At 62.2% G+C, this 18,521-nt stretch carries 19 protein-coding genes; 4 read left to right on the forward strand and 15 right to left on the reverse strand.

All coding sequences use genetic code 11. The annotated features are described in order from the left end of the window. Positions 1-18: 18 nt before the first annotated feature. Positions 19-1,077, reverse strand: coding sequence for a deoxyribose-phosphate aldolase (deoC, locus tag DZG07_RS02085; RefSeq protein WP_119813928.1), 1,059 nt, complete (start codon positions 1,075-1,077; stop codon positions 19-21). Positions 1,078-1,296: 219 nt separating this feature from the next. On the opposite strand from deoC, the gene DZG07_RS02090 reads away from it, so the two are divergent. Beyond that, positions 1,297-1,728, forward strand: coding sequence for a Fur family transcriptional regulator (locus tag DZG07_RS02090; RefSeq protein WP_091911590.1), 432 nt, complete (start codon positions 1,297-1,299; stop codon positions 1,726-1,728). Positions 1,729-1,904: 176 nt separating this feature from the next. Continuing rightward, a complete protein-coding gene (gene gndA, locus DZG07_RS02095) occupies positions 1,905-3,326 on the forward strand; it encodes an NADP-dependent phosphogluconate dehydrogenase (protein WP_119813930.1) in 1,422 nt (473 codons plus the stop codon). Positions 3,327-3,407: 81 nt separating this feature from the next. Here the strand turns inward: gndA and mgrA are convergent, their stop codons facing one another. The 7 genes from mgrA to DZG07_RS02130 form a co-directional block, all read right to left on the reverse strand. Then, complete coding sequence (mgrA, locus tag DZG07_RS02100) at positions 3,408-4,457, reverse strand: L-glyceraldehyde 3-phosphate reductase (RefSeq protein ID WP_091911593.1); 1,050 nt, start codon at positions 4,455-4,457, stop codon at positions 3,408-3,410. 275 nt (positions 4,458-4,732) lie between these two features. Then, complete coding sequence (locus DZG07_RS02105) at positions 4,733-5,872, reverse strand: Gfo/Idh/MocA family oxidoreductase (RefSeq protein WP_119813932.1); 1,140 nt, start codon at positions 5,870-5,872, stop codon at positions 4,733-4,735. A gap of 12 nt (positions 5,873-5,884) precedes the next feature. After that, positions 5,885-6,631: a sugar phosphate isomerase/epimerase gene (locus DZG07_RS02110; protein WP_119813934.1), complete on the reverse strand. Its 747-nt coding sequence runs from the start codon at positions 6,629-6,631 to the stop codon at positions 5,885-5,887. A gap of 29 nt (positions 6,632-6,660) precedes the next feature. Next, positions 6,661-7,755: a sn-glycerol-3-phosphate ABC transporter ATP-binding protein UgpC gene (gene ugpC, locus DZG07_RS02115; protein ID WP_119821305.1), complete on the reverse strand. Its 1,095-nt coding sequence runs from the start codon at positions 7,753-7,755 to the stop codon at positions 6,661-6,663. A gap of 5 nt (positions 7,756-7,760) precedes the next feature. After that, complete coding sequence (locus DZG07_RS02120; RefSeq protein ID WP_119821307.1) at positions 7,761-8,678, reverse strand: carbohydrate ABC transporter permease; 918 nt, start codon at positions 8,676-8,678, stop codon at positions 7,761-7,763. 16 nt (positions 8,679-8,694) lie between these two features. Then, a complete protein-coding gene (locus DZG07_RS02125; protein WP_091911759.1) occupies positions 8,695-9,594 on the reverse strand; it encodes a sugar ABC transporter permease in 900 nt (299 codons plus the stop codon). Between the two features lie 76 nt (positions 9,595-9,670). Then, positions 9,671-10,909 carry an ABC transporter substrate-binding protein gene (locus DZG07_RS02130; RefSeq protein ID WP_091911598.1) on the reverse strand — a complete coding sequence of 413 codons (1,239 nt, stop codon included), beginning with the start codon at positions 10,907-10,909 and terminating at the stop codon, positions 9,671-9,673. A gap of 395 nt (positions 10,910-11,304) precedes the next feature. Between DZG07_RS02130 and DZG07_RS02135 the strand changes: the two genes are divergently transcribed. Further along, the gene (locus DZG07_RS02135) at positions 11,305-12,354 is read left to right on the forward strand and encodes a LacI family transcriptional regulator (protein WP_119813936.1); all 1,050 of its coding nucleotides are present in this window, start codon (positions 11,305-11,307) and stop codon (positions 12,352-12,354) included. Positions 12,355-12,383: 29 nt separating this feature from the next. Here the strand turns inward: DZG07_RS02135 and DZG07_RS02140 are convergent, their stop codons facing one another. The 6 genes from DZG07_RS02140 to DZG07_RS02165 all read right to left on the reverse strand — a co-directional run bounded on the left by DZG07_RS02140 (position 12,384) and on the right by DZG07_RS02165 (position 16,541). After that, on the reverse strand, positions 12,384-13,976 hold the full coding sequence (locus DZG07_RS02140; RefSeq protein WP_091911601.1) for a peptide chain release factor 3: 1,593 nt from the start codon (positions 13,974-13,976) through the stop codon (positions 12,384-12,386). 80 nt (positions 13,977-14,056) lie between these two features. Then, positions 14,057-14,548 carry a hypothetical protein gene (locus DZG07_RS02145; protein WP_119813938.1) on the reverse strand — a complete coding sequence of 164 codons (492 nt, stop codon included), beginning with the start codon at positions 14,546-14,548 and terminating at the stop codon, positions 14,057-14,059. A 90-nt stretch (positions 14,549-14,638) separates the two neighbouring features. Continuing rightward, complete coding sequence (locus tag DZG07_RS02150) at positions 14,639-15,373, reverse strand: DUF6683 family protein (RefSeq protein WP_119920243.1); 735 nt, start codon at positions 15,371-15,373, stop codon at positions 14,639-14,641. A 31-nt stretch (positions 15,374-15,404) separates the two neighbouring features. Continuing rightward, positions 15,405-15,986, reverse strand: coding sequence for a hypothetical protein (locus tag DZG07_RS02155; protein ID WP_162931534.1), 582 nt, complete (start codon positions 15,984-15,986; stop codon positions 15,405-15,407). A 42-nt stretch (positions 15,987-16,028) separates the two neighbouring features. Next, positions 16,029-16,253, reverse strand: a complete 225-nt coding sequence (locus DZG07_RS02160) for a hypothetical protein (RefSeq protein WP_133304712.1) — start codon at positions 16,251-16,253, stop codon at positions 16,029-16,031. A 75-nt stretch (positions 16,254-16,328) separates the two neighbouring features. Next, positions 16,329-16,541 (reverse strand): hypothetical protein, encoded by a 213-nt coding sequence (locus DZG07_RS02165; protein WP_119813946.1) that lies wholly within the window; start codon positions 16,539-16,541, stop codon positions 16,329-16,331. Positions 16,542-16,706: 165 nt separating this feature from the next. On the opposite strand from DZG07_RS02165, the gene DZG07_RS02170 reads away from it, so the two are divergent. After that, positions 16,707-17,693: an NAD(P)-dependent oxidoreductase gene (locus DZG07_RS02170; protein ID WP_119813948.1), complete on the forward strand. Its 987-nt coding sequence runs from the start codon at positions 16,707-16,709 to the stop codon at positions 17,691-17,693. On the opposite strand, the gene DZG07_RS02175 is transcribed toward DZG07_RS02170, so the two are convergent. Beyond that, positions 17,690-18,508, reverse strand: coding sequence for a class II glutamine amidotransferase (locus DZG07_RS02175; protein ID WP_119813950.1), 819 nt, complete (start codon positions 18,506-18,508; stop codon positions 17,690-17,692). The two genes, DZG07_RS02170 and DZG07_RS02175, sit on opposite strands and share 4 nt — an antisense overlap. Between the last annotated feature and the right edge of the window lie 13 nt (positions 18,509-18,521).

An 18,521-nucleotide genomic window follows, 5' to 3' on the forward strand; every position in this document is an offset into this window, starting at 1 on the left:
CTCCCGAATTCTTTGCCGTCACGCCATCGCGTGGCGATGATTGGCCGAGTAGCGGCCGGTCAGATGATGCTCAAGCTGACGCTCTATGTCGGTCAGCAGGCTCGACGCCCCGAAGCGGAAAAGCTCGGGCTCCAGCCATGGCCGGCCAAGCTCTTCCTTCATCAGCACCAGCCAGTCGAGCGAGACTTTGGCGGTGGAAATGCCGCCCGCCGGCTTGAAGCCGATGAGATAACCGGTGTGCTCGAAATAGGCGCGGATCGAGCGCACCATGGCAAGCCCGACCGGCAGCGTGGCGTTGACGCTTTCCTTGCCGGTCGAGGTCTTCACGAAATCCGCGCCCGCCATCATCGCCACCATCGAGGCGAGCATGACATTGCGCAAGGTCGCCAGATCGCCGGTACCGAGGATGACCTTGAGATGCGCCTCGCCGCAGGCGGCGCGCATGGCGACGATCTCGTCGTAAAGCTCCTGCCATTTGGCGCCGAACACCAGCCCGCGCGGAATGACCACGTCGATCTCATTTGCGCCGTCCTGCACCGAGGCCTCGATTTCCTGAAGCCGGGTGGCGAGCGGCGCAAGTCCATGCGGGAAGGCGGTGGAGACGGCGGCGACATGAATGCCGGTGCCTTTCACGGCTTCAACAGCCGTGGCGACGAAGGGGTGGTAGACGCAGACGGCGGCAGGCCGGATAACCGTGTCGCCGAGGCCGAGGCCTTCTGCAATGTCGCGGCGCAGCGGGTTGATCGCCTTGGCGCAAAGCCGGCGCACGCGCTCGTCGGTATCGTTCGAATTCAGCGTGGTCAGGTCCATGCAGGCAATGGAACGCAACAGCCAGGCCGCCTGGTTGTCGGCCTTGATCGAGCGGCGCTTGGTGAGCGAGGCAACGCGGCGCTCCAGTGCCGAGCGGTTGACGTTGCGCATGGATTCGAGAAAGCCGAGATCGAGCGCCATGCCGGGGTTGCGGGCGATGCCGTGCGTGGCGGGCGTGTTGGCGGCAACGCGCGTCGGCAACGAAGTCACCTTGAGCCCCTGGGACTCTTCGGCACCGAGATCGGCCTCAAGAAACTTGCTGCTCATCACCTCCCCTTTCACTCCACACTTTTCGCAGAGGATAGCTCGTGAAGTGACGCTTCACGAGTCCCGTGAGCCGTAATAGCGAAGAAAGCGACCCAATGCAGCTAACTTTTGACCGTATGGTCAAAACCAGCCGGTTCGCCTGTGGTATCCGAGGTCCGCTTTCCCGCGGCCGGCTCTTAGTTCTTTGCAACTGGGTGTCATCTGGCGCATATTCCGAGCATGGCAAAGCAGAAGAATCAGAAGCCCGACTACGAAAAAATGCTGCGCAAGGCAGGGATCAGGATCACCCGCCCGCGCCGCATCATCGTGGAGATATTGACGGCGACAGATGACCACCCCGACGCGCTGGAAATCTTCCGGCGTGCGGCCGAGATCGATTCCGGCATCTCGCTGTCCACCGTCTATCGCACGATGAAGGTGCTGGAAGGCCTGGGAGCCATTCACCGCCACGCCTTCGAGGGCGGGCCCTCGCGCTTCGAACAGGCCAGCGGCGAGCATCACGACCATTTGATCGATCTCGACACGGGCGACGTCATCGAATTCAAGTCCGACCGCATCGAGCAATTGCAGAACGAAATCGCCGAGGCGCTGGGCTACGATATCGTCCATCATCGGCTGGAACTCTACGGCCGCAAGCGGCGCGGGCGCTGAACCGTGCTTGCCCAGCAAAGTGACATCGGCGCTGCGCCGGGAGCAAACTGCGCTGCCATGCATTATGGCAGGGGCAGACCCGCGCCGTGACGTGTTGACGCGGCCGGCCCGCCGGTCGATCATCCGCCCCATAAGGTGAGGCACTTCTCAAACCAAAAACAATCCGGGATGAAAAAATGGAAAAAGCCGAAATCGGCCTGATTGGCCTTGGCGTCATGGGCTCCAACCTGGCCCTTAATATCGCCGAAAACGGCCACCCGATCGCCGTGTTCAACCGCACCACCAGCCGCACCGGCACCTTCTTCGAGGCGGCCGGCGACCTGCGCAAGATGATCGTGCCCTGCACGACGCTGGCCGAACTCGCCGAGGCGATCCAGCCGCCGCGCCCGGTCATCATCATGGTGCAGGCGGGCCAGCCGGTGGACGAGCAGATCGCCGCACTGCGCCAGGTGCTTTCGGCGGGCGACATCATCATCGATGCCGGCAACGCCAATTTCCGCGACACGATCCGGCGCTTTTCCGAACTCCAGGGATCAGGCCTGACCTTCATCGGCATGGGCGTTTCCGGTGGCGAGGAAGGCGCGCGCCACGGCCCGTCGATCATGGTCGGCGGCACGGAAGATTCCTACAAGCGCGTCGAAAAAATCCTCACCGACATTTCGGCCAAGTTCGAGGGCGAGCCCTGTGCTGCCTGGCTCGGCACCGGGGGTGCCGGGCATTTCGTCAAGACCATCCACAACGGCATCGAATATGCCGACATGCAGATGATCGCCGAAATCTACGGCGTGCTGCGCGATGGGCTCGGTATGAAGCCCAAGGAAATCGGTGCGGTTTTTGCCGAATGGAACAAGGGCCGGCTGAATTCCTACCTGATCGAGATCACCGCGACCGTTCTTGCTGCTGACGATCTCGATACCGGCAAGCCGATCGTCGAGATGATCCTCGACCGTGCCGGCCAGAAGGGCACCGGCAAATGGTCGGTGATCGAAGCGCAGACGCTCGGCGTTTCGGCAACCGCGATCGAGGCCGCCGTTTCGGCCCGCATTCTGTCATCGCTCAAGGACGAGCGGCTGGCAGCTGAGAAGGCTTATGGCACCGGCGGCGTCTCGAAGTTTTCGGGCAACCGCGACAAGGTCCTGCATGACCTGGAACTGGCGCTGTTCGCCGGCAAGATCGCGGCCTATGCGCAAGGGTTCGCGGTGATGGACGCAGCCTCGAAACAGTTCGGCTGGAACCTGCCGATGCCGACCATCGCCAAGATCTGGCGCGCCGGCTGCATCATCCGCTCGCAGTTTCTCGGCACGCTGGCCGACGCTTTTGAGAAGAGCGGCGCGCTCGCAAACCTTTTGATGGCACCGGCCTTCATCGAGATGATGAAGGAGGCGCACCCCTCGCTGCGCCGCATCGTGGCGCAAGCCGCCGAAGCCGGCCTGCCGACGCCGGCGCTGTCGTCGGCCCTCGCCTATTTCGACAGCTATCGACAGGGACGGGGCACCTCCAACCTGATCCAGGCGCAGCGCGATTATTTTGGCGCGCATGGCTTCGAGCGCATCGACGCGCCCGGCGCACATCATGGTCCCTGGGCCGGCGGCGGCTGAGCCTTCCCAAGCTCCAGAATGCAAAAGGCGCAGCCGGCAATCCGGTTGCGCCTTTTTTTGTTTTCAGCGAATGCGCGAAAATTACTTCTTCCGCACCGGCCCCGTGCGCTCGGCTGAGCGAGCCCAGAGATTGATGTCGGCCTCGCGGGCGTATTGATCGATCTCGGCAAGCTCGGCATCTGAGAAATCCGGGTTCTTCAGCGCACCTACGCAATCTTCCACCTGCTCCGGCCGGCTGGCGCCGATCAGCGCGGAGGTCACGCGACCGCCGCGCAGCACCCAGGCCAGCGCCATCTGCGCCAGCGTCTGGCCGCGCTTCTCGGCAATGGCGTTCAGCGCCTTGATGTTGGCGAGCGCCTTGTCGTTGAGGAACTCCTGGCGCAGCGACTTGCCTTGCGCGGCGCGGCTGTCTTCAGGGATGCCTTTCAGATATTTCGTCGTCAGCATGCCCTGCGCCAGCGGCGAGAACACGATCGAGCCGACGCCGAGCCCGTCCAGCGTATCGAGCAGCCCGTCATCCTCGACCCAGCGGTTGAGCATGGAATAGCTCGGCTGGTGGATGAGGCAGGGCGTGCCGAGCTCGCGCAGGATCGTGGCCGCCTCGCGGGTGCGCTGCGAGTTGTAGGACGAGATGCCGACATAGAGCGCCTTGCCCGAGCGCACGGCATGGTCGAGCGCCATCATCGTTTCTTCCAGCGGCGTCTCCGGATCGAAGCGGTGCGAATAGAAGATGTCGACATAGTCGAGACCCATGCGCTTGAGGCTCTGGTCGAGGCTCGCCAGCACATATTTGCGGCTGCCCCATTCGCCATAAGGCCCCGGCCACATGTCGTAGCCGGCCTTGCTGGAAATGATCAGCTCGTCACGCAGGCCGGCGAAATCGGTACGGAGGATTTCGCCGAAAGCGGTTTCGGCCGAGCCGGGCGGCGGGCCGTAATTGTTGGCGAGATCGAAATGGGTGATGCCAAGGTCGAAAGCCTTGCGGCAGATCGCCTGCTTGGTCTGGTGCGGCGTATCATTGCCGAAATTGTGCCAGAGCCCGAGCGAGATCGCCGGCAGCTTCAGGCCGGAGCGGCCGCAGCGGTTGTAGCGCATCGTCTCGTAGCGGTTGTCGGCGGGATGCCAGGCCATGGTGATTTCCTTAAAAGATTGGGTGCGTCCTTCGAGGCTCGCTGCGCTCGCACCTCAGGATGAGGGAGGTTGGTGCTACTATAAAGATCAGGAAAGTTGGCGCTATCCTTCACTCGGATTCTGCCACCCTTCGACCAGATACTGATGAGCACGCTCTCCAGAACCTGGCTTGAAGCGCACCAACCTCCCTCATCCTGAGGTGCTCGCGAAGCGAGCCTCGAAGGACGCACCTATCATTCATTCATCGTCCGAAACAACCTCGCTTTTCGGGCGCTTTATTTCTTCGCCAGCAGCGCCTTGGCTTCCTTGATGCCGAGTGCGGCAGGCCGCTCGCAGGTCGTCTGCATGTCGACGAACTTGCCGCTGTCGCCCGATTTCAGGATGCCGGTCATGATGTCGACGACATGCAGCGCAAGGTCGAGCGAGCAGCGATGCGGCCGTCCCTCCCGGATGGCGATCGCCATGTCGGCAAGGCCCGCCGTGCGATAATTGGCCATCGGTCCTTGCGAATGGACTTCATTCGCCTTCTGGAAAGGATGGTCCCATTTCGGCAGCTTCTTGGCCGGCTTGCTGCCCTTGGTGTAGCGCAGGTCGCCGCCGAAGAAATTGGGATCGGGCATGTAGAGCGTGCCGTCCTCGCCGTAGAGCTCCATCGGCGCATGGCCGCTGTGCCAGACGTCCCAGCTCGCATTGAAGGTGATCACCGCGCCGTTCTCGAATTCCAGCAGGGCATGGATGGTCGTCGGCGTCGAGACGGGGATTTTTTCGCCGGCGCGCGGCTTGGAGCTGATCGTCCGCTCCTTGGCGGGGATGGCGGTCAGCGCCGCCACCCGCTTCACCGGCCCGATGAGCTGGACCAGATTGGTGATGTAATAGGGTCCGAGATCGAGGATCGGCCCGCCGCCGGGCAGGAAGAAGAAATCCGGGTTCGGATGCCAGTGCTCCATGCCGTGGCTCATGACATGGCAGGTGCCGCTGGTGATCTTGCCGAGCTTGCCGTCGTCGATCATGTGGCGGGCAAGCTGGTGCGATCCGCCGAAGAAGGTGTCGGGCGCAGAGCCGATGCGCAGCCCCTTCTTTTCTGCCCGCTTCTTGAGATCGAGCCCTTCCTTGACCGAGAGCACGAAGGGCTTTTCCGAATAGACATGCTTGCCGGCGTCCAGCACCTGCTTCGACACCTCATAGTGGGCCGCAGGAATGGTGAGGTTGACGACGATGTCGATATCGTCGGCCTTGAGCAGCCCGTCGACGCTCTCGGCGCGCAGCGAGAACTCCTTTGCGCGCGCCTTTGCAGCTTCTTCATTTATGTCGGCGCAGGCGCGCATCTCCATGCCGCGAAACAGCGGCGACAGCTTGAAGTAAGCCTTGGAGATGTTGCCGCAGCCGATGACGCCGATCCCGAGTTTCTTTGCCATGATCGTCGTCTCCTAGAAGCTCTTGGCGGCTTCGAGCGAGCGCCGGGCGAAGCGCTCGAAATTGTTCGGATTGTCCTGTTCCATGATGAAGTATTTTGCTGGTGTCCGGTCGCGCAGCACGGTGGTCAGCGCCCTCCAGTCGATCGTGCCGTGGCCGACATCGGACCAGCCATCCTCGTCCAGTCCTTCGCCGCTGCGGGCAATATCCTTCACATGCACAGCAACGATGCGCGAGCCGTATTTGTCGATCCACGCCATGGGATCGGCACCGCCGCGAACGATCCAGGCAATGTCGGCTTCCCAACCGATATCGGGAGCCGTTTCGAGAATGTGCGTCAGGGGCACGGAGCCGTCCGGAAGTGCCGCGAATTCGAAATCGTGATTGTGCCAGGCGAAACCGAAGCCGGCCTTCTTGGCCTTGTCGCCCACCGCGGCCAGGCGCTTGCCGAAAGCCTGCCATCCTGCCGTATCGGTCGGGCGCTGCTCGGCCACCAGATAGGGGCAGACCAGAACCTTCATGCCGAGCGTATTCGCGATTTTTTCCGCGCTGGCAAAGTCGTTCTCCAGCATGTCGATGGAAAAATGCCCGGTCGGCATGACAAGGCCGTTCTTGTCGAGTTCGGCGCGCAGGCCGGCGGGATCGTCATAGACGCCGCCAAAGCCTTCGACTTCCCGGTAACCGAGCCAGCCAAGCGTTTTGACGACATCGTTCCAGGGCTGAAAATTGCGGGCGCTGTAAAGTTGAAATGACCAGTTCATGCCGATTGTCCGTGTTTGATGTTGGGAGTTCAGATGCGGTTTCCGGTGGGAGCGTCGAACAACGAGGCGCGCGCCGGATCGAAGCCGACGATCACGCGGTCGCCGACTTTCAGGGGCTTTTCCGCCTCGGCGCGGAAGGTGAGATTGCTGCCGCCAAGCTTGGTCCAGACGAGCATGTCGGAGCCCATCGGCTCGATGATGTCGACCTGGATTTCGCGCGAGAACGGCAAGGCGGTCGCCTGCTCGCCATGGGCGATATGTTCGGGCCTGATGCCGAATATGCAAGCGCCGGCGCCGGCGGACTTGTCGAAAGCATAGCGATCGAGCGGCACCGAAACGCCATCGGCCTTGAAATGCGGCTTCTCGCCGCCTTCGAGCTGACCGCTTATGAAGTTCATGCTCGGAGAGCCGAGGAAGTCGGCGACGAAGCGATTGACCGGGCGATTGTAGATCGCCTGCGGCGCGTCGAGTTGCTGGATGACGCCGCCCTTCATTACGGCGATGCGGTCGGCGAGCGTCAGCGCCTCGATCTGGTCGTGGGTGACATAGATCATGGTGTTGGCGAGCCGCTGGTGAAGGCGCTTGATTTCGACGCGCAGTTCCGAGCGCAGCTTGGCGTCGAGATTGGACAGGGGTTCGTCGAACAGGAACACGTCGACGTCACGCACCAGCGCCCGGCCGATGGCGACACGCTGGCGCTGGCCGCCGGAGAGCGCGGCAGGCTTTCGCTTCAGCAACGGCTCGATCTGCAATATCTCGGACGCGCGCGCGATGCGCTTGGCAATCTCTTCCTTCGGCAGCCCCGCCGTCTTCAGGCCGAAGGACAGGTTTCCCTCGACACTCATCTGCGGGTAGAGCGCGTAGGACTGGAACACCATGCCGATGCCGCGGTCCTTCGGCTCTTCCCAGGTAACGTTCTTGCCGTTGATGAAGATCTGTCCGTCGGAAATATCGAGCAGGCCGGCAATGCAGTTGAGCAAGGTCGACTTGCCGCAACCGGACGGCCCGAGCAGCACCAGAAACTCGCCTTCGGCGATATCGAGGTTCAGCGCCTGAAGCACCTGCACATTGCCGAAATTGAGCGACAGATCCTTGATCGAGACGCTGGGCTTGCCTGCCGCCATGACCATCAACCCTTGACCGCGCCGGCGGCGATGCCGCGCACGAACAGCTTGCCGGAAGCGAAGTAGACGATCAGCGGCACGAGGCCGGTCAGGATGGTTGCGGCCATGTTGACGTTGTACTCCTTCACGCCTTGCACTGAATTGACGATGTTGTTGAGCTGCACGGTCATCGGGTAGGTGTCGGGCCGCGTGTAGACGACGCCGAAGAGGAAGTCGTTCCAGATACCGGTGACCTGCAGGATGACCGCGACGACGAAGATCGGCAGCGACATCGGCAGCATGATGCGGAAATAGATGCCCCAGAAGCCGGCGCCATCGACGCGGGCGGCTTTGAACAGCTCTTCGGGAACCGAGGTAAAATAGTTGCGGAAAAGCAATGTCAGGATGGGCATGCCGAAGATGGAATGCACGATGACGAGGCCCCACAGGCTGCCGTAAAGGCCGATTTCCCGCAGCAGGATGACGATCGGGTAGATCATCACCTGATAGGGAATGAAGGCGCCGACGATGAGGATGGTGAAGAAGAGATCGGCGCCCTTGAAGCGCCAGTTGGCGAGCGCGTAGCCGTTGATGGAAGCGAGCGCGATCGACAGGATCACCGACGGCACGGTGATGCGCACCGAATTCCAGAAGCCGCGCGAAAGGCCGTCGCAGTTCAGGCCCGTGCAGGCCTGCGACCAGGCTTTGACCCAGGGCTCGAAGGTGATCTCGACCGGCGGCGAGAAGATGTTGCCGAGGCGGATTTCGGGCATGCCCTTCAGCGACGTGACGACCATCACATAGAGCGGCAGCAGGTAATAGACGGCGACGACTATAAGCGTGCCGTAGAGAAAGATGTTGCGGCGGGAAAAGGTTTTTCGCGGCCGCGCGCCGCGAGGGCCGGACACAATCTGCGATGCGGCCGGCGAGTCAGCGGGCGCCATGTCGAGGACAGCGGTATCAGCCACGCCGCGCCCTCCCGAATTCAAGATAGGCCCATGGCACGACCACGATGATCACGCTGAGCAGCATCATGGTCGAGGCGGCAAAGCCCTGGCCGAGGTTCTGGGCGAAGAACATATAGTCGTAGACATATTTCGCTGGCACTTCGGAAGCGATGCCGGGGCCGCCGCTGGTCTGGGCGACGACGAGATCGTAGACCTTGATGATGCCCGAGGCGATGATGACGATGGTGGTGATGAAGACGGGCCGCATCATCGGAATGACGATGAAGAGGTACGTCTTCCACATCGGGATGCCGTCGACGCGCGCCGCCTTCCAGATGTCCTCGTCGATGCCGCGCAGGCCCGCCAGCATCAGGCACATGACAAGACCGGTGCCTTGCCAGAGTGCTGCGATCAGAATGCCGTAGATGACGATGCTGGCATCGTAGAGCGGGTTGAAGGTGAAGCTTTCCCATCCCAGCCCGCGCACCACGGCCTGCACGCCGAAATCCGGGTTGAGCAGCCATTGCCAGACCAGCCCGGTGACGATGAAGGACAAAGCGAACGGGTAGAGGAAGATGGTGCGGAACGTATCTTCAAAGCGGATCTTCTGGTCGAGAAGTGCGGCAAGCAGAAAGCCGATCGCCAGGGAGAAGATAAGCGACAGCACGCCGTAGATTGCAAGGTTCTCGACGGCCACGGTCCAGCGCGGTGCTGCCCAGAGCCGGTAATACTGGTCGAGCCCGACGAAATTGAAGCGCGGCAGAAGCTTCGAATTGGTGAAGGAATAGAGCACGGTCCAGGCGGTGCCGCCGGCGAAGACCACGACCGCCGTGAGGATCATCGGCACGGAGGCGATCTTGGCGCTCAGGTTCCTGAACAACTGGCTGGGGCGCTTCGGATAGGTTTCGCTCACAGCAATCCTTTCGGATATGAGGCCAGAACGCACCGGCCCGCTTCAGACGGGCTGGTGCGTATTGTCGTCAGCGAGATCAGTCGGCGCTCGAGATGATGTCGGCAAAACGCTTCTGGGCGTCTTCGACAGTCAGGCCCTGATTGGAGAAGAACTCGGAGAAGAGATCCTCCTTCTGCTTCTGGGTGTCCTGCGACATGAGCTGGTCGGTCCAGGGCATGACATCGCCCTTGGCCAGGATGTCGAGGCCCTTCTTCATGCAGTCGTTGGCGGTGTTCAGGTCGACGTCGCCGCGCACCGGCAGCGAGCCTTTCTTGAGGTTGAACGCAACCTGCGTCTTGGGGTCGAGAAGCGTCGTCGCCAGCGCTTCCTGCGCCTTGGCTTTCGCCTCGTCCTTCAGCAGCGGGAAATAGAAAGCGTCGCCGCCGGTCGCGATCATGGGGTTGAGGCCGAGCCCCGGCAGGCAGGAATAATCCTTGCCGGCCACCTTTCCGGCAACCTGGAATTCGCCCTGCGCCCAGTCGCCCATGATCTGGCCGCCGGCCTTGCCGGTGATGACCATGTTGGTCGCCTGGTTCCAGTCCTGCACATTGGTGCCCTTCGACATCTTGCGGGCATCGTCGGCGGCCTTGAAGACCTTGCCGATCTCGGGCCCGGCGGCAAATTCCGCATCCTTGTCCTGATAGACCTTCAGGAAGGTGTCCTTGCCGCCAACTGCGGCGAGCAGAACGTCGAACGCGCCCGATGCCTGCCATGGCTGGCCGCCGACCGCCAGCGGCACGATGCCGGCCTTTTCGAGTGCCGGAGCAGCAGCCACGAACTCGTTCCAGTCCTTCGGCACGGCCACGCCAGCCTTCTCGAACGCTTCGTTGGACAGCCACAGCCATTGCCATGAATGGATATTGACCGGCACGCAGTAGATCTTGCCGTCGATGGTGCAGCTGTCGAGCAAACTCTTCGGCCGAACGATCTCCGTCCACTTTTCCTTGGTGGCGATATCGGTGAGGTCGCGCATCAGCCCGGCCTGCACGAGTTCCTCGGCCTGGCGGCCGTGGTTGAACTGGGTGGCGCCCATCGGGTCGCCGCCGGTGATGCGGCTGATCATGATCGGGCGGGCGGTGCCGCCGGAACCGGCGATGGCGCCGTCGACCCAATGATTTCCCGTCGCATCGAAGGCCTTGGCAAGCTCGGCAACCGCAGCGGCCTCGCCACCGGAGGTCCACCAATGCGTCACTTCGAGATCGGTCGCCGAAGCGGCGCCGGCAGTCATGAATGCAACCCCCGCTGCAAGCGCAGCGGTCGTGAGACAATAACGCATCGTCACTCCTCCCTGAAATCTGAAACGTTACAGCCCGGCACGCTATGCGAAGAAAAATGACTTCGCAACAGAAGAGTGGCCTGCCGGCGTGATTTTTTCGTGCTCCGAATAAATATAACGCAACCACCTGCCAGAACCGCAAATGCAAAAATCCTTGCTGCATCGCAATAAATCGGCAGAAATTTGCTTTTCGAATCAAAGCTGCGACATGTTTCATCACGCCTTGCCGGCTAACCAGCCGTTCCGCGACCGCGCCAGCCTTAACCATGCTTGAAGGCCGATCGATTCCGCACCGCACCATTTTCTGAAACGTTACAGGTATTGCGGGAAACACTTGCAAGGTCCAAGGTTAGAGTGCGATATGCGGGCACTCCGGGGAGCCGCAGGCAACGGCAATGAATGACAGACCACAATCCGACAATCCGACAGGCCCGGCCTCTTCCAGAACGGACGAGCGGCCGACGCTGAAGACGATCGCCTTTATGACCGGGCTTGGGGTCACCACGGTTTCGCGCGCCTTGAAGGATGCGCCGGAAATCGGCGTGGAGACGCGCAAGCGCGTCCAGCTCGTCGCCCGCCAGGTCGGCTACCGCCCGAACCGCGCCGGCGTCAGGCTGCGCACCGGCAAGACCAATGTCATCAGCCTGGTGCTCAACACCGAGGAGCAGGTCGGCGGCTTCGTCTCCGATATGATCTACGGCATTTCAGAACATCTGGCGCAGACGCCCTATCACTTCATCGTCACGCCCTATTCGCGCACCAACGATCCGCTGGAGCCGGTGCGCTACGTGGTCGAGACGGGCTCGGCCGACGGCATCATCATCTCGCGCACCGAGCCGAACGACGCCCGCGTGCGCTACATGGTCGAGCACGGCTTTCCCTTCACCACCCATGGCCGCACCCATATGGGGATCGAGCATCCGTTCCACGATTTCGACAACCGCGCCTATGCGGTTCAGGCGGTACGCAAGCTGAAGGCGTTGGGGCGCAAGCGCATCGCCCTGCTCGCGCCGACGCCGAACCTCAGCTATTACCGGCACATGCGCGAAGGCTTTCTCGCGGCTTTGGCCGAATGCGAACTGGACGAGATTTCCTTCAGCACGGCCAATCTGGACCAGTCGATCGACGAAATCCGCGAGCACACCAGGGAATTGATGCGCCGACGCACGCCGCCTGACGGCATCGTCAGCGGCAGCGGCTCGGCGACATTCGCGCTGGTCGCAGGCACGGAAGATGTCGGGCTTTCGGTCGGCGCCGATGTCGCCATCGTCTCGAAACAGTCGTCAAAGCTGCTGCATCTGCTGCGGTCGAATATCTACGTCGTCAACGAAGACATCCGGCTCGCCGGCCGCGAACTCGCGCGCTCCGTTATCGGGGCGATCGACCGCACGGCGGTGACTTCGCTTCAGAGCCTGAGCGTGCCGGAGGCGGTGGAGACGTGGTAGCCGCCTTCACCTTTGGCCGTTTCTGATCGTCAAGCCGCCTTGTCGCGGACCTGATAATCCTTGATCGCAGCGAAGCGGATCGCCTTCCAGCGCTCGGCCTCGTAGTTCAGCGAGAACTCGTGCTGGGCCAGGAACACCGGATCGCCGTCAAGATCGCGGGCAATGTCGCCGCGATGCGATTCGATGAAGCGCAGCAGATCTTCCTTGTCGTCGGCATCGATCCAGCGGCAGACCGAGAACCGCGCCATTTCGAAATCGACCGGCAGCGTGTATTCCGCCGACAGCCGCTCCTTCAGAACGTCGATCTGCAGCGCGCCGACGACGCCGACGATGGCCGGCGAGCCGTCCTCCGGCTGGAAAAGCTGGACGACGCCTTCCTCGGCCATCTGCTGGAGCGCTTCCTTCAGCTTCTTCGCCTTCATGGCATCGCCGAGCCTGACGCGGCGCAGGATTTCCGGCGCGAAGTTCGGCACGCCACGGAACAGAATGTCCTCACCCTCGGTCAGCGTGTCGCCAATGCGCAGCGTGCCGTGATTGGGAATGCCGACGACGTCGCCGGCATAGGCCTCGTCGGCAGTGATGCGCGAACGGGCGAAGAAGAACTGCGGCGCAGACAGGCTCATCTGCTTGCCGGTGCGCACCAGCTTGGCCTTCATGCCGCGCTGGAGCGTGCCGGAACAGACGCGCACGAAGGCGATGCGGTCGCGGTGGTTGGGGTCCATATTGGCCTGGATCTTGAAGACGAAGGAGGTCATCTTCTCCTCCGTCGCCTCGACCTTGCGCGTGTCGGCCTCCTGCGCGCGCGGCGCGGGACCGTAATCGCCCAGCGCTTCGATCAGGTCGCGCACGCCGAAATTGCGCAATGCCGAGCCGAAATAGACCGGCGTCAGGTGCCCTTCGCGAAAAGCCTTCAGGTCGAACGGCCGGCAGGCCTCGCGCGCCAGGTCCAGTTCCTCGATGAAAGCCGGCCGGTCATTGTCGGGCAGCAGGCCGGCGGCGCGGTTGGAATCGGGGCCGTTGACCGGCGTGCGCTCCTTCTCGTCGTCGCCACGGCGCACCGCGTTCTGGGCGAGATGATAGGTGCCGGCAAAGGTCTTGCCCTGGCCGATCGGCCAGGTGATCGGCGCGGTGTCGAGCGCCAGCTTCTGCTCGATCTCGTCGAGGATCTCGTAGGTGTCGCGCGCCTCGCGGTCCATCTTGTTGACGAAGGTGACGATCGGGATGTCGCGCATGCGGCAAACCTCGAACAGTTTCAGCGTGCGCGGCTCGATGCCTTTCGCGGCGTCGATGACCATGACGGCACTGTCGACCGCCGACAGCGTGCGATAGGTGTCGTCGGCGAAGTCTTCGTGGCCGGGCGTGTCGAGCAGGTTGAAGACGTTGTCGCCATATTCGAAGGTCATCACCGAGGTGACGACCGAGATGCCGCGCTCGCGCTCGATCTTCATCCAGTCCGAACGGGTCTGGATGCGGTCCTTCTTGGCCTTGACCTCACCGGCAAGCTGGATGGCGCCACCGAACAGCAGCAGCTTTTCGGTCAGCGTCGTCTTGCCGGCATCCGGGTGCGCGATGATCGCGAATGTGCGGCGCCTGGCAACCGCCTTGGCTATGTCTTCAGCCATTTACGATGATCCTGTTGATGCGCGGGCTTCTAGCAGCACATCGGCAGGCTGTCGAATACGAAATGGCGGGAGACGTACGCTCAGGTGCCGACCGGATGGAAGCGCCTGACGGCAAGGAACCCCGTCACGATGAAGGACAGCAGCACGATGCCCTGCACGATGGCGAAAGGCGGCTCGGAACCGGTGGGCGCCAGCGCGTTGAACGCCGGGATCTTCAGGAACGACTGCACCACCAGCACGAAGCAGTTGAGATAGAGCGCGATCACCGCCGTCACGACATAGATCCATCGCCACGAGCCGGCGAGATGATAGCTATAGCGCGCCGCGATTGCCGCAATCAGCAGGATCATCGACAGGATGCCGAAAGCGATTGCCGGCGTGAACCCGTTGAATGGAAAAAGAAAGCCGGTGACGCTGGTCAGCACCGTGGTGAGCAGGAAGATGAGCGTCCAGCCATCCATGCGCTGAGACTTCAAAAGCCCGTAGAGAACGACCAGTCCCGTGACGATGCCGATAAGACTGGTGATGACATGAAGAAGAGTGAATGTGGAAAGCGACATTCCAAGCAGCATTGCCTTGTCCCCTCAAACAACTTTTTCTACGGAACGCCTGCGCTTCGGTTTTGTAAAGACCCCTATTCTCAATAGGCGGGATAGATATGATCAACGGCGGACGAAGCCGCCCTCTGTAAGCGTGAGCGCGGCTAGATCGATGCCCTGTTTTTGGAACAGGTCACTGTAATTCTTCGCGGCGTTGCGCTGAAGCGATGCATCGCCGGACTTGCTGATGTGAATGCGGTTCGCCATCACAAGCACGGTGTTGTAGATGAGGTCTTCCGCCACCTCCTGTTTCTGCCCGTCGGTCATACGGCTGATCTTGGGGTCGGCGATCATCGCGGCGCGCATCGTGTCGCGCACCGCCTTGATGGACCGGGCGCTGAGGGTCTCGACATTGTTGACGAGCGCCCAGCTCGCGACGAGATAGGCGGTGTAGGCATCGGCAAGATTGCGCGCATCCAGCCCGTTGGGCCGGGCGATCTCGGCGCCGTAGCCTTTCAGCCAGTCGGCCTTCAGCGCGGCGTCGACGATTGCTGCCTGGGCAGGATTGGATTGCACCAGCTGCGACCTGAAGCGCGCCTTTACCTTGGCTGACACGGCGGGATCGCTGCGAAAGCCGAGGGTGCGCAGGGCTTTCTTGCCGGCCGTCGAACCCGGCCGCCTGGCGTTGGCTTTCGCATTGGCGTTGGCGACGCTGGCCATTGCCGACTGCGCGACGTAGCTGTTCGTAAGGTCGATCGAATCGTTGAACATGACCATGCCAAAATCCTGCGAATGGCCGCTGCCCATGGCAAGCATCAGGCCGATCAGGGCGCCGGCAAGGGAACGCATTCGCATCATGTTCCTTCCTCCTGTCTCGTGGCGGACGAGTTCAATCGGTGACGCCGTCGCAGGTCGTTTCCTGATTGGCGCAGATTCGGCGGAACCATGCGCGGCCTTCCTGCGGCTCGCTCTTCAGCCGGCTCACGGCTTCCGCATCGGCGGCGAAACTGACAAGCGCCCAGTCTCCGGCACAGCCTTCGACGGACCGGATATCGGCGACATCGGTCAGCCAATTGTCGCCTAGATCGAAAACGCGATTGCTCGATGCGTCGGGCCGCTCATAGCCACGCGCGGACTGCACCTGGAACCGCACCGCCTCCCCGCTTATCCAGCCGCGACCAGAAAAGGTCGGTCGCGACGGCAATCCGGTGCGGTTCGGATCGTCGCGTGCATTTTCGACAAGCAGCCATTTTTCATGTGATCCGACAATGGAAAGCGCGATGCCGTAACGATGGTCGTCGCTATCGACATAGGCAGGCAGCACGCCCAGAACCGGCGAGGCGGCATCGGGTTTTTCGTGAATGTTCGCAAGCGCGTCCGTGCCCGCGACGGACCAGCCTTCGAAGTTGCAGGCTCCGTCGGCTGCCGCTTCGACACGCAATGGCTGCGCCAGGAGCGCTGATATGGCCATCACCGCGGCAGGCAAAAACCAATTGGTTGTCGCGCCCATCTCTCACGGCTCCCTGGAAGACGGCAGCCGAGGATCGGGAGCGTCCCTGCCTGATGACGCCCTGCCAAGAAAGACGAACATGAGCAGGAGATGCGCGGCCGCGAAGCCTACGGAAAGCCAGAAGAAAGGCGACCATGCTGCCGTGGACACCAGCATCGTCAGCGCGGCATTGAAGATGAAGCCGAGAGCGTCGATCGCGAAGCCGCAGATGACAAGAACCGCTGCCATCGCGATCATGACCGACCGGTGCCGTGGCAGAAACAATGCGGCCGCAAGCGAGATCGGGTAAAGAACGGCATTCAGCTAGCCAAAGAAGGCGTAGAAGACACCGGCTCCCTGCTTATCCGAGGCGGGCTCGCAAGTATCGACAGCGCCGCACATAGCATCGGTGATGGCGCCGATCATGACGTGCAGTTTGAAATAGGCCAGCGCGATGCCTGCGCCGAGCGCAAGAACAATCCAGAAAACTATATACGCCCAGCGCCCCGCTGAATATCCAAGATCGAAACCCCGCATGAAAACCCGTCTTCAGTTCCTCTTGGACCAACTATATGCATGCTTTCCGGGCAGCGCCATCCTTTCCAAAAGAGGTAACTACGAGCGAACATCCCGGTATTTTCTATGGCCGACCGAGCCCTGCTTCGGCACTATCGACGGCATGCTGAAGGGAACCGAATCGCGATGAAAGTTCTGGTGACGGGAAGTGCCGGCCATCTCGGCGAAGCGTTGATGCGCAGCCTGCGTGAGCAAGGGCACGAGGCCATCGGGCTCGATGTTCTGGCTTCGCCCTCCACGGCCGGTGTCGGCTCGATAACCGACCGTGCCTTCGTGCGGCGTCACATGCAGGGCATGCAGGCGGTGCTCCATGCCGCCACGCTGCACAAGCCGCATGTCGCCACCCACAGCCGGCAGGATTTCGTCGATACCAATATCAGCGGCACGCTCAACCTGCTGGAAGAGGCTGCCACTGCGGGCGTCAGCGCTTTCGTCTATACCAGCACGACGAGCGTCTTCGGCGACGCGCTGGTGCCGCCGGCCGGTGCTCCCGCCGCCTGGATCACCGAGGACGTCATGCCCGTTCCCAAGAACATCTATGGTGTGACCAAGGCGGCAGCGGAAGATTTGTGCCAGCTGTTTTCGAGAAACCAGAAGCTGCCGGCGATCGTGCTGCGCACCTCGCGCTTCTTCCCCGAGGAGGACGACGACAGCGATGTGCGAAAAACCTATCCCGACGATGCCAACGTCAAGGTCAACGAGTTCCTGAACCGTCGCGTCGACATCAGCGATATCGTCGACGCGCATCTGCTTGCCATCGAGCGCGCGCCGGCGATCGGCTTCGGCAAATACATCATCAGCGCCACCACGCCCTTCCTGCCGGAGGACCTGGCCGAACTGCGCACCGATGCGCCAAGCGTGGTGCGGCGACGCGTGCCGGGCTACGAGGTCGAATACCGGCGTCTGGGCTGGACGATGTTTCCGAGCATCGGACGCGTCTATGTCAACGCGCGTGCGCGGCGCGAACTCGGCTGGCAGCCGCGCTACGATTTCGGCTCGATCCTCGAGCGCCTCAAGGCCGGGCACGATCCGCGCAGCCCGCTGGCGCAGGCGATAGGCTCCAAGGGCTATCACGACGAGGTTTTTGCCGACGGCCCCTATCCGGTGAATTAGGCCGGGATGCGCTGGCGAGTGGCAGAGGCAACAGCCGCTGCCTCCGGCTCGAACGGCCGAATCGTCATCGCGTCTGCCGTCATGGTGACGAAACTCGAAGGCGGGATCGGCTGCCAGTTCGGGCCTTCGCGGTCGAACGGTTCGGAGACGAGGCAGCGGCCGCCGGACTCGCGGAACGAGCCCGCATAAAGCGTCGGCGCATGAGCGTCGGTGGAATAGCGGATCGCGTAGAGCGTCTCGCCGTCTGAAAAGGCGGCGGTGAGTTTCAGCGCCGGTTCCAGCTCGGCACGGCGGCAGGCTTCAAGCACGCGCACCGTCGCGCGGGACGCAGCACCCTGCGGATCTTCGGCCAGCCCCTCCTGAAGCATCATCAGGAAAAACAATTCGGAATCGGTCGTGCCTTCGCGCTGGTCGTAGAGCGTATCGCTGATCGAATTTTCGAGGCCGCGGCGCACGCGCTCGAAGCCGCCGATCTGGCCGTTATGCATGAAGGCCCAGCGGCCCGACACGAAGGGATGGCAGTTCATGCGGCTGGTCGCGCCGCCGGTCGCGGCGCGGACATGGGCCAGGAACAGGCCGGACCGGATTTGCCGGCACAGGCTTTTCAAATTCGGGTCCGACCATGCCGGAAGGATGTCGCGGTAGAGGCCGGGCTCAGGCCGCGCGCCATACCAGGCAACGCCAAAACCGTCGCCATTGGTCGGCGACTTGGCTTCGAGCGCATGGTGGCTCTGGGCGATCAGCGAATGGCAGGGGGCGGCAACGATGTCTTCGAGAAAGACTTCAGGTCCGAGATAGGCCGCCCATCGGCACATCGATTTACTTGCC

This window comes from Mesorhizobium sp. DCY119 (assembly GCF_003590645.1).
GTDB lineage: Bacteria > Pseudomonadota > Alphaproteobacteria > Rhizobiales > Rhizobiaceae > Mesorhizobium_M.

Excerpts from the sequence above, each read along its gene's own strand:
- deoC (WP_119813928.1), bottom strand. The coding sequence starts at position 1,077 with ATGAGCAGCAAGTTTCTTGAGGCCGATCTCGGTGCCGAAGAGTCCCAG.
- DZG07_RS02090 (WP_091911590.1), top strand. The coding sequence starts at position 1,297 with ATGGCAAAGCAGAAGAATCAGAAGCCCGACTACGAAAAAATGCTGCGC.
- gndA (WP_119813930.1), top strand. The coding sequence starts at position 1,905 with ATGGAAAAAGCCGAAATCGGCCTGATTGGCCTTGGCGTCATGGGCTCC.
- mgrA (WP_091911593.1), bottom strand. The coding sequence starts at position 4,457 with ATGGCCTGGCATCCCGCCGACAACCGCTACGAGACGATGCGCTACAAC.
- DZG07_RS02105 (WP_119813932.1), bottom strand. The coding sequence starts at position 5,872 with ATGGCAAAGAAACTCGGGATCGGCGTCATCGGCTGCGGCAACATCTCC.
- DZG07_RS02110 (WP_119813934.1), bottom strand. The coding sequence starts at position 6,631 with ATGAACTGGTCATTTCAACTTTACAGCGCCCGCAATTTTCAGCCCTGG.
- ugpC (WP_119821305.1), bottom strand. The coding sequence starts at position 7,755 with ATGGCGGCAGGCAAGCCCAGCGTCTCGATCAAGGATCTGTCGCTCAAT.
- DZG07_RS02120 (WP_119821307.1), bottom strand. The coding sequence starts at position 8,678 with ATGGCGCCCGCTGACTCGCCGGCCGCATCGCAGATTGTGTCCGGCCCT.
- DZG07_RS02130 (WP_091911598.1), bottom strand. The coding sequence starts at position 10,909 with ATGCGTTATTGTCTCACGACCGCTGCGCTTGCAGCGGGGGTTGCATTC.
- DZG07_RS02135 (WP_119813936.1), top strand. The coding sequence starts at position 11,305 with ATGAATGACAGACCACAATCCGACAATCCGACAGGCCCGGCCTCTTCC.
- DZG07_RS02140 (WP_091911601.1), bottom strand. The coding sequence starts at position 13,976 with ATGGCTGAAGACATAGCCAAGGCGGTTGCCAGGCGCCGCACATTCGCG.
- DZG07_RS02145 (WP_119813938.1), bottom strand. The coding sequence starts at position 14,548 with ATGCTGCTTGGAATGTCGCTTTCCACATTCACTCTTCTTCATGTCATC.
- DZG07_RS02150 (WP_119920243.1), bottom strand. The coding sequence starts at position 15,373 with ATGATGCGAATGCGTTCCCTTGCCGGCGCCCTGATCGGCCTGATGCTT.
- DZG07_RS02155 (WP_162931534.1), bottom strand. The coding sequence starts at position 15,986 with ATGGCCATATCAGCGCTCCTGGCGCAGCCATTGCGTGTCGAAGCGGCA.
- DZG07_RS02160 (WP_133304712.1), bottom strand. The coding sequence starts at position 16,253 with ATGGCAGCGGTTCTTGTCATCTGCGGCTTCGCGATCGACGCTCTCGGC.
- DZG07_RS02165 (WP_119813946.1), bottom strand. The coding sequence starts at position 16,541 with ATGCGGGGTTTCGATCTTGGATATTCAGCGGGGCGCTGGGCGTATATA.
- DZG07_RS02170 (WP_119813948.1), top strand. The coding sequence starts at position 16,707 with ATGAAAGTTCTGGTGACGGGAAGTGCCGGCCATCTCGGCGAAGCGTTG.
- DZG07_RS02175 (WP_119813950.1), bottom strand. The coding sequence starts at position 18,508 with ATGTGCCGATGGGCGGCCTATCTCGGACCTGAAGTCTTTCTCGAAGAC.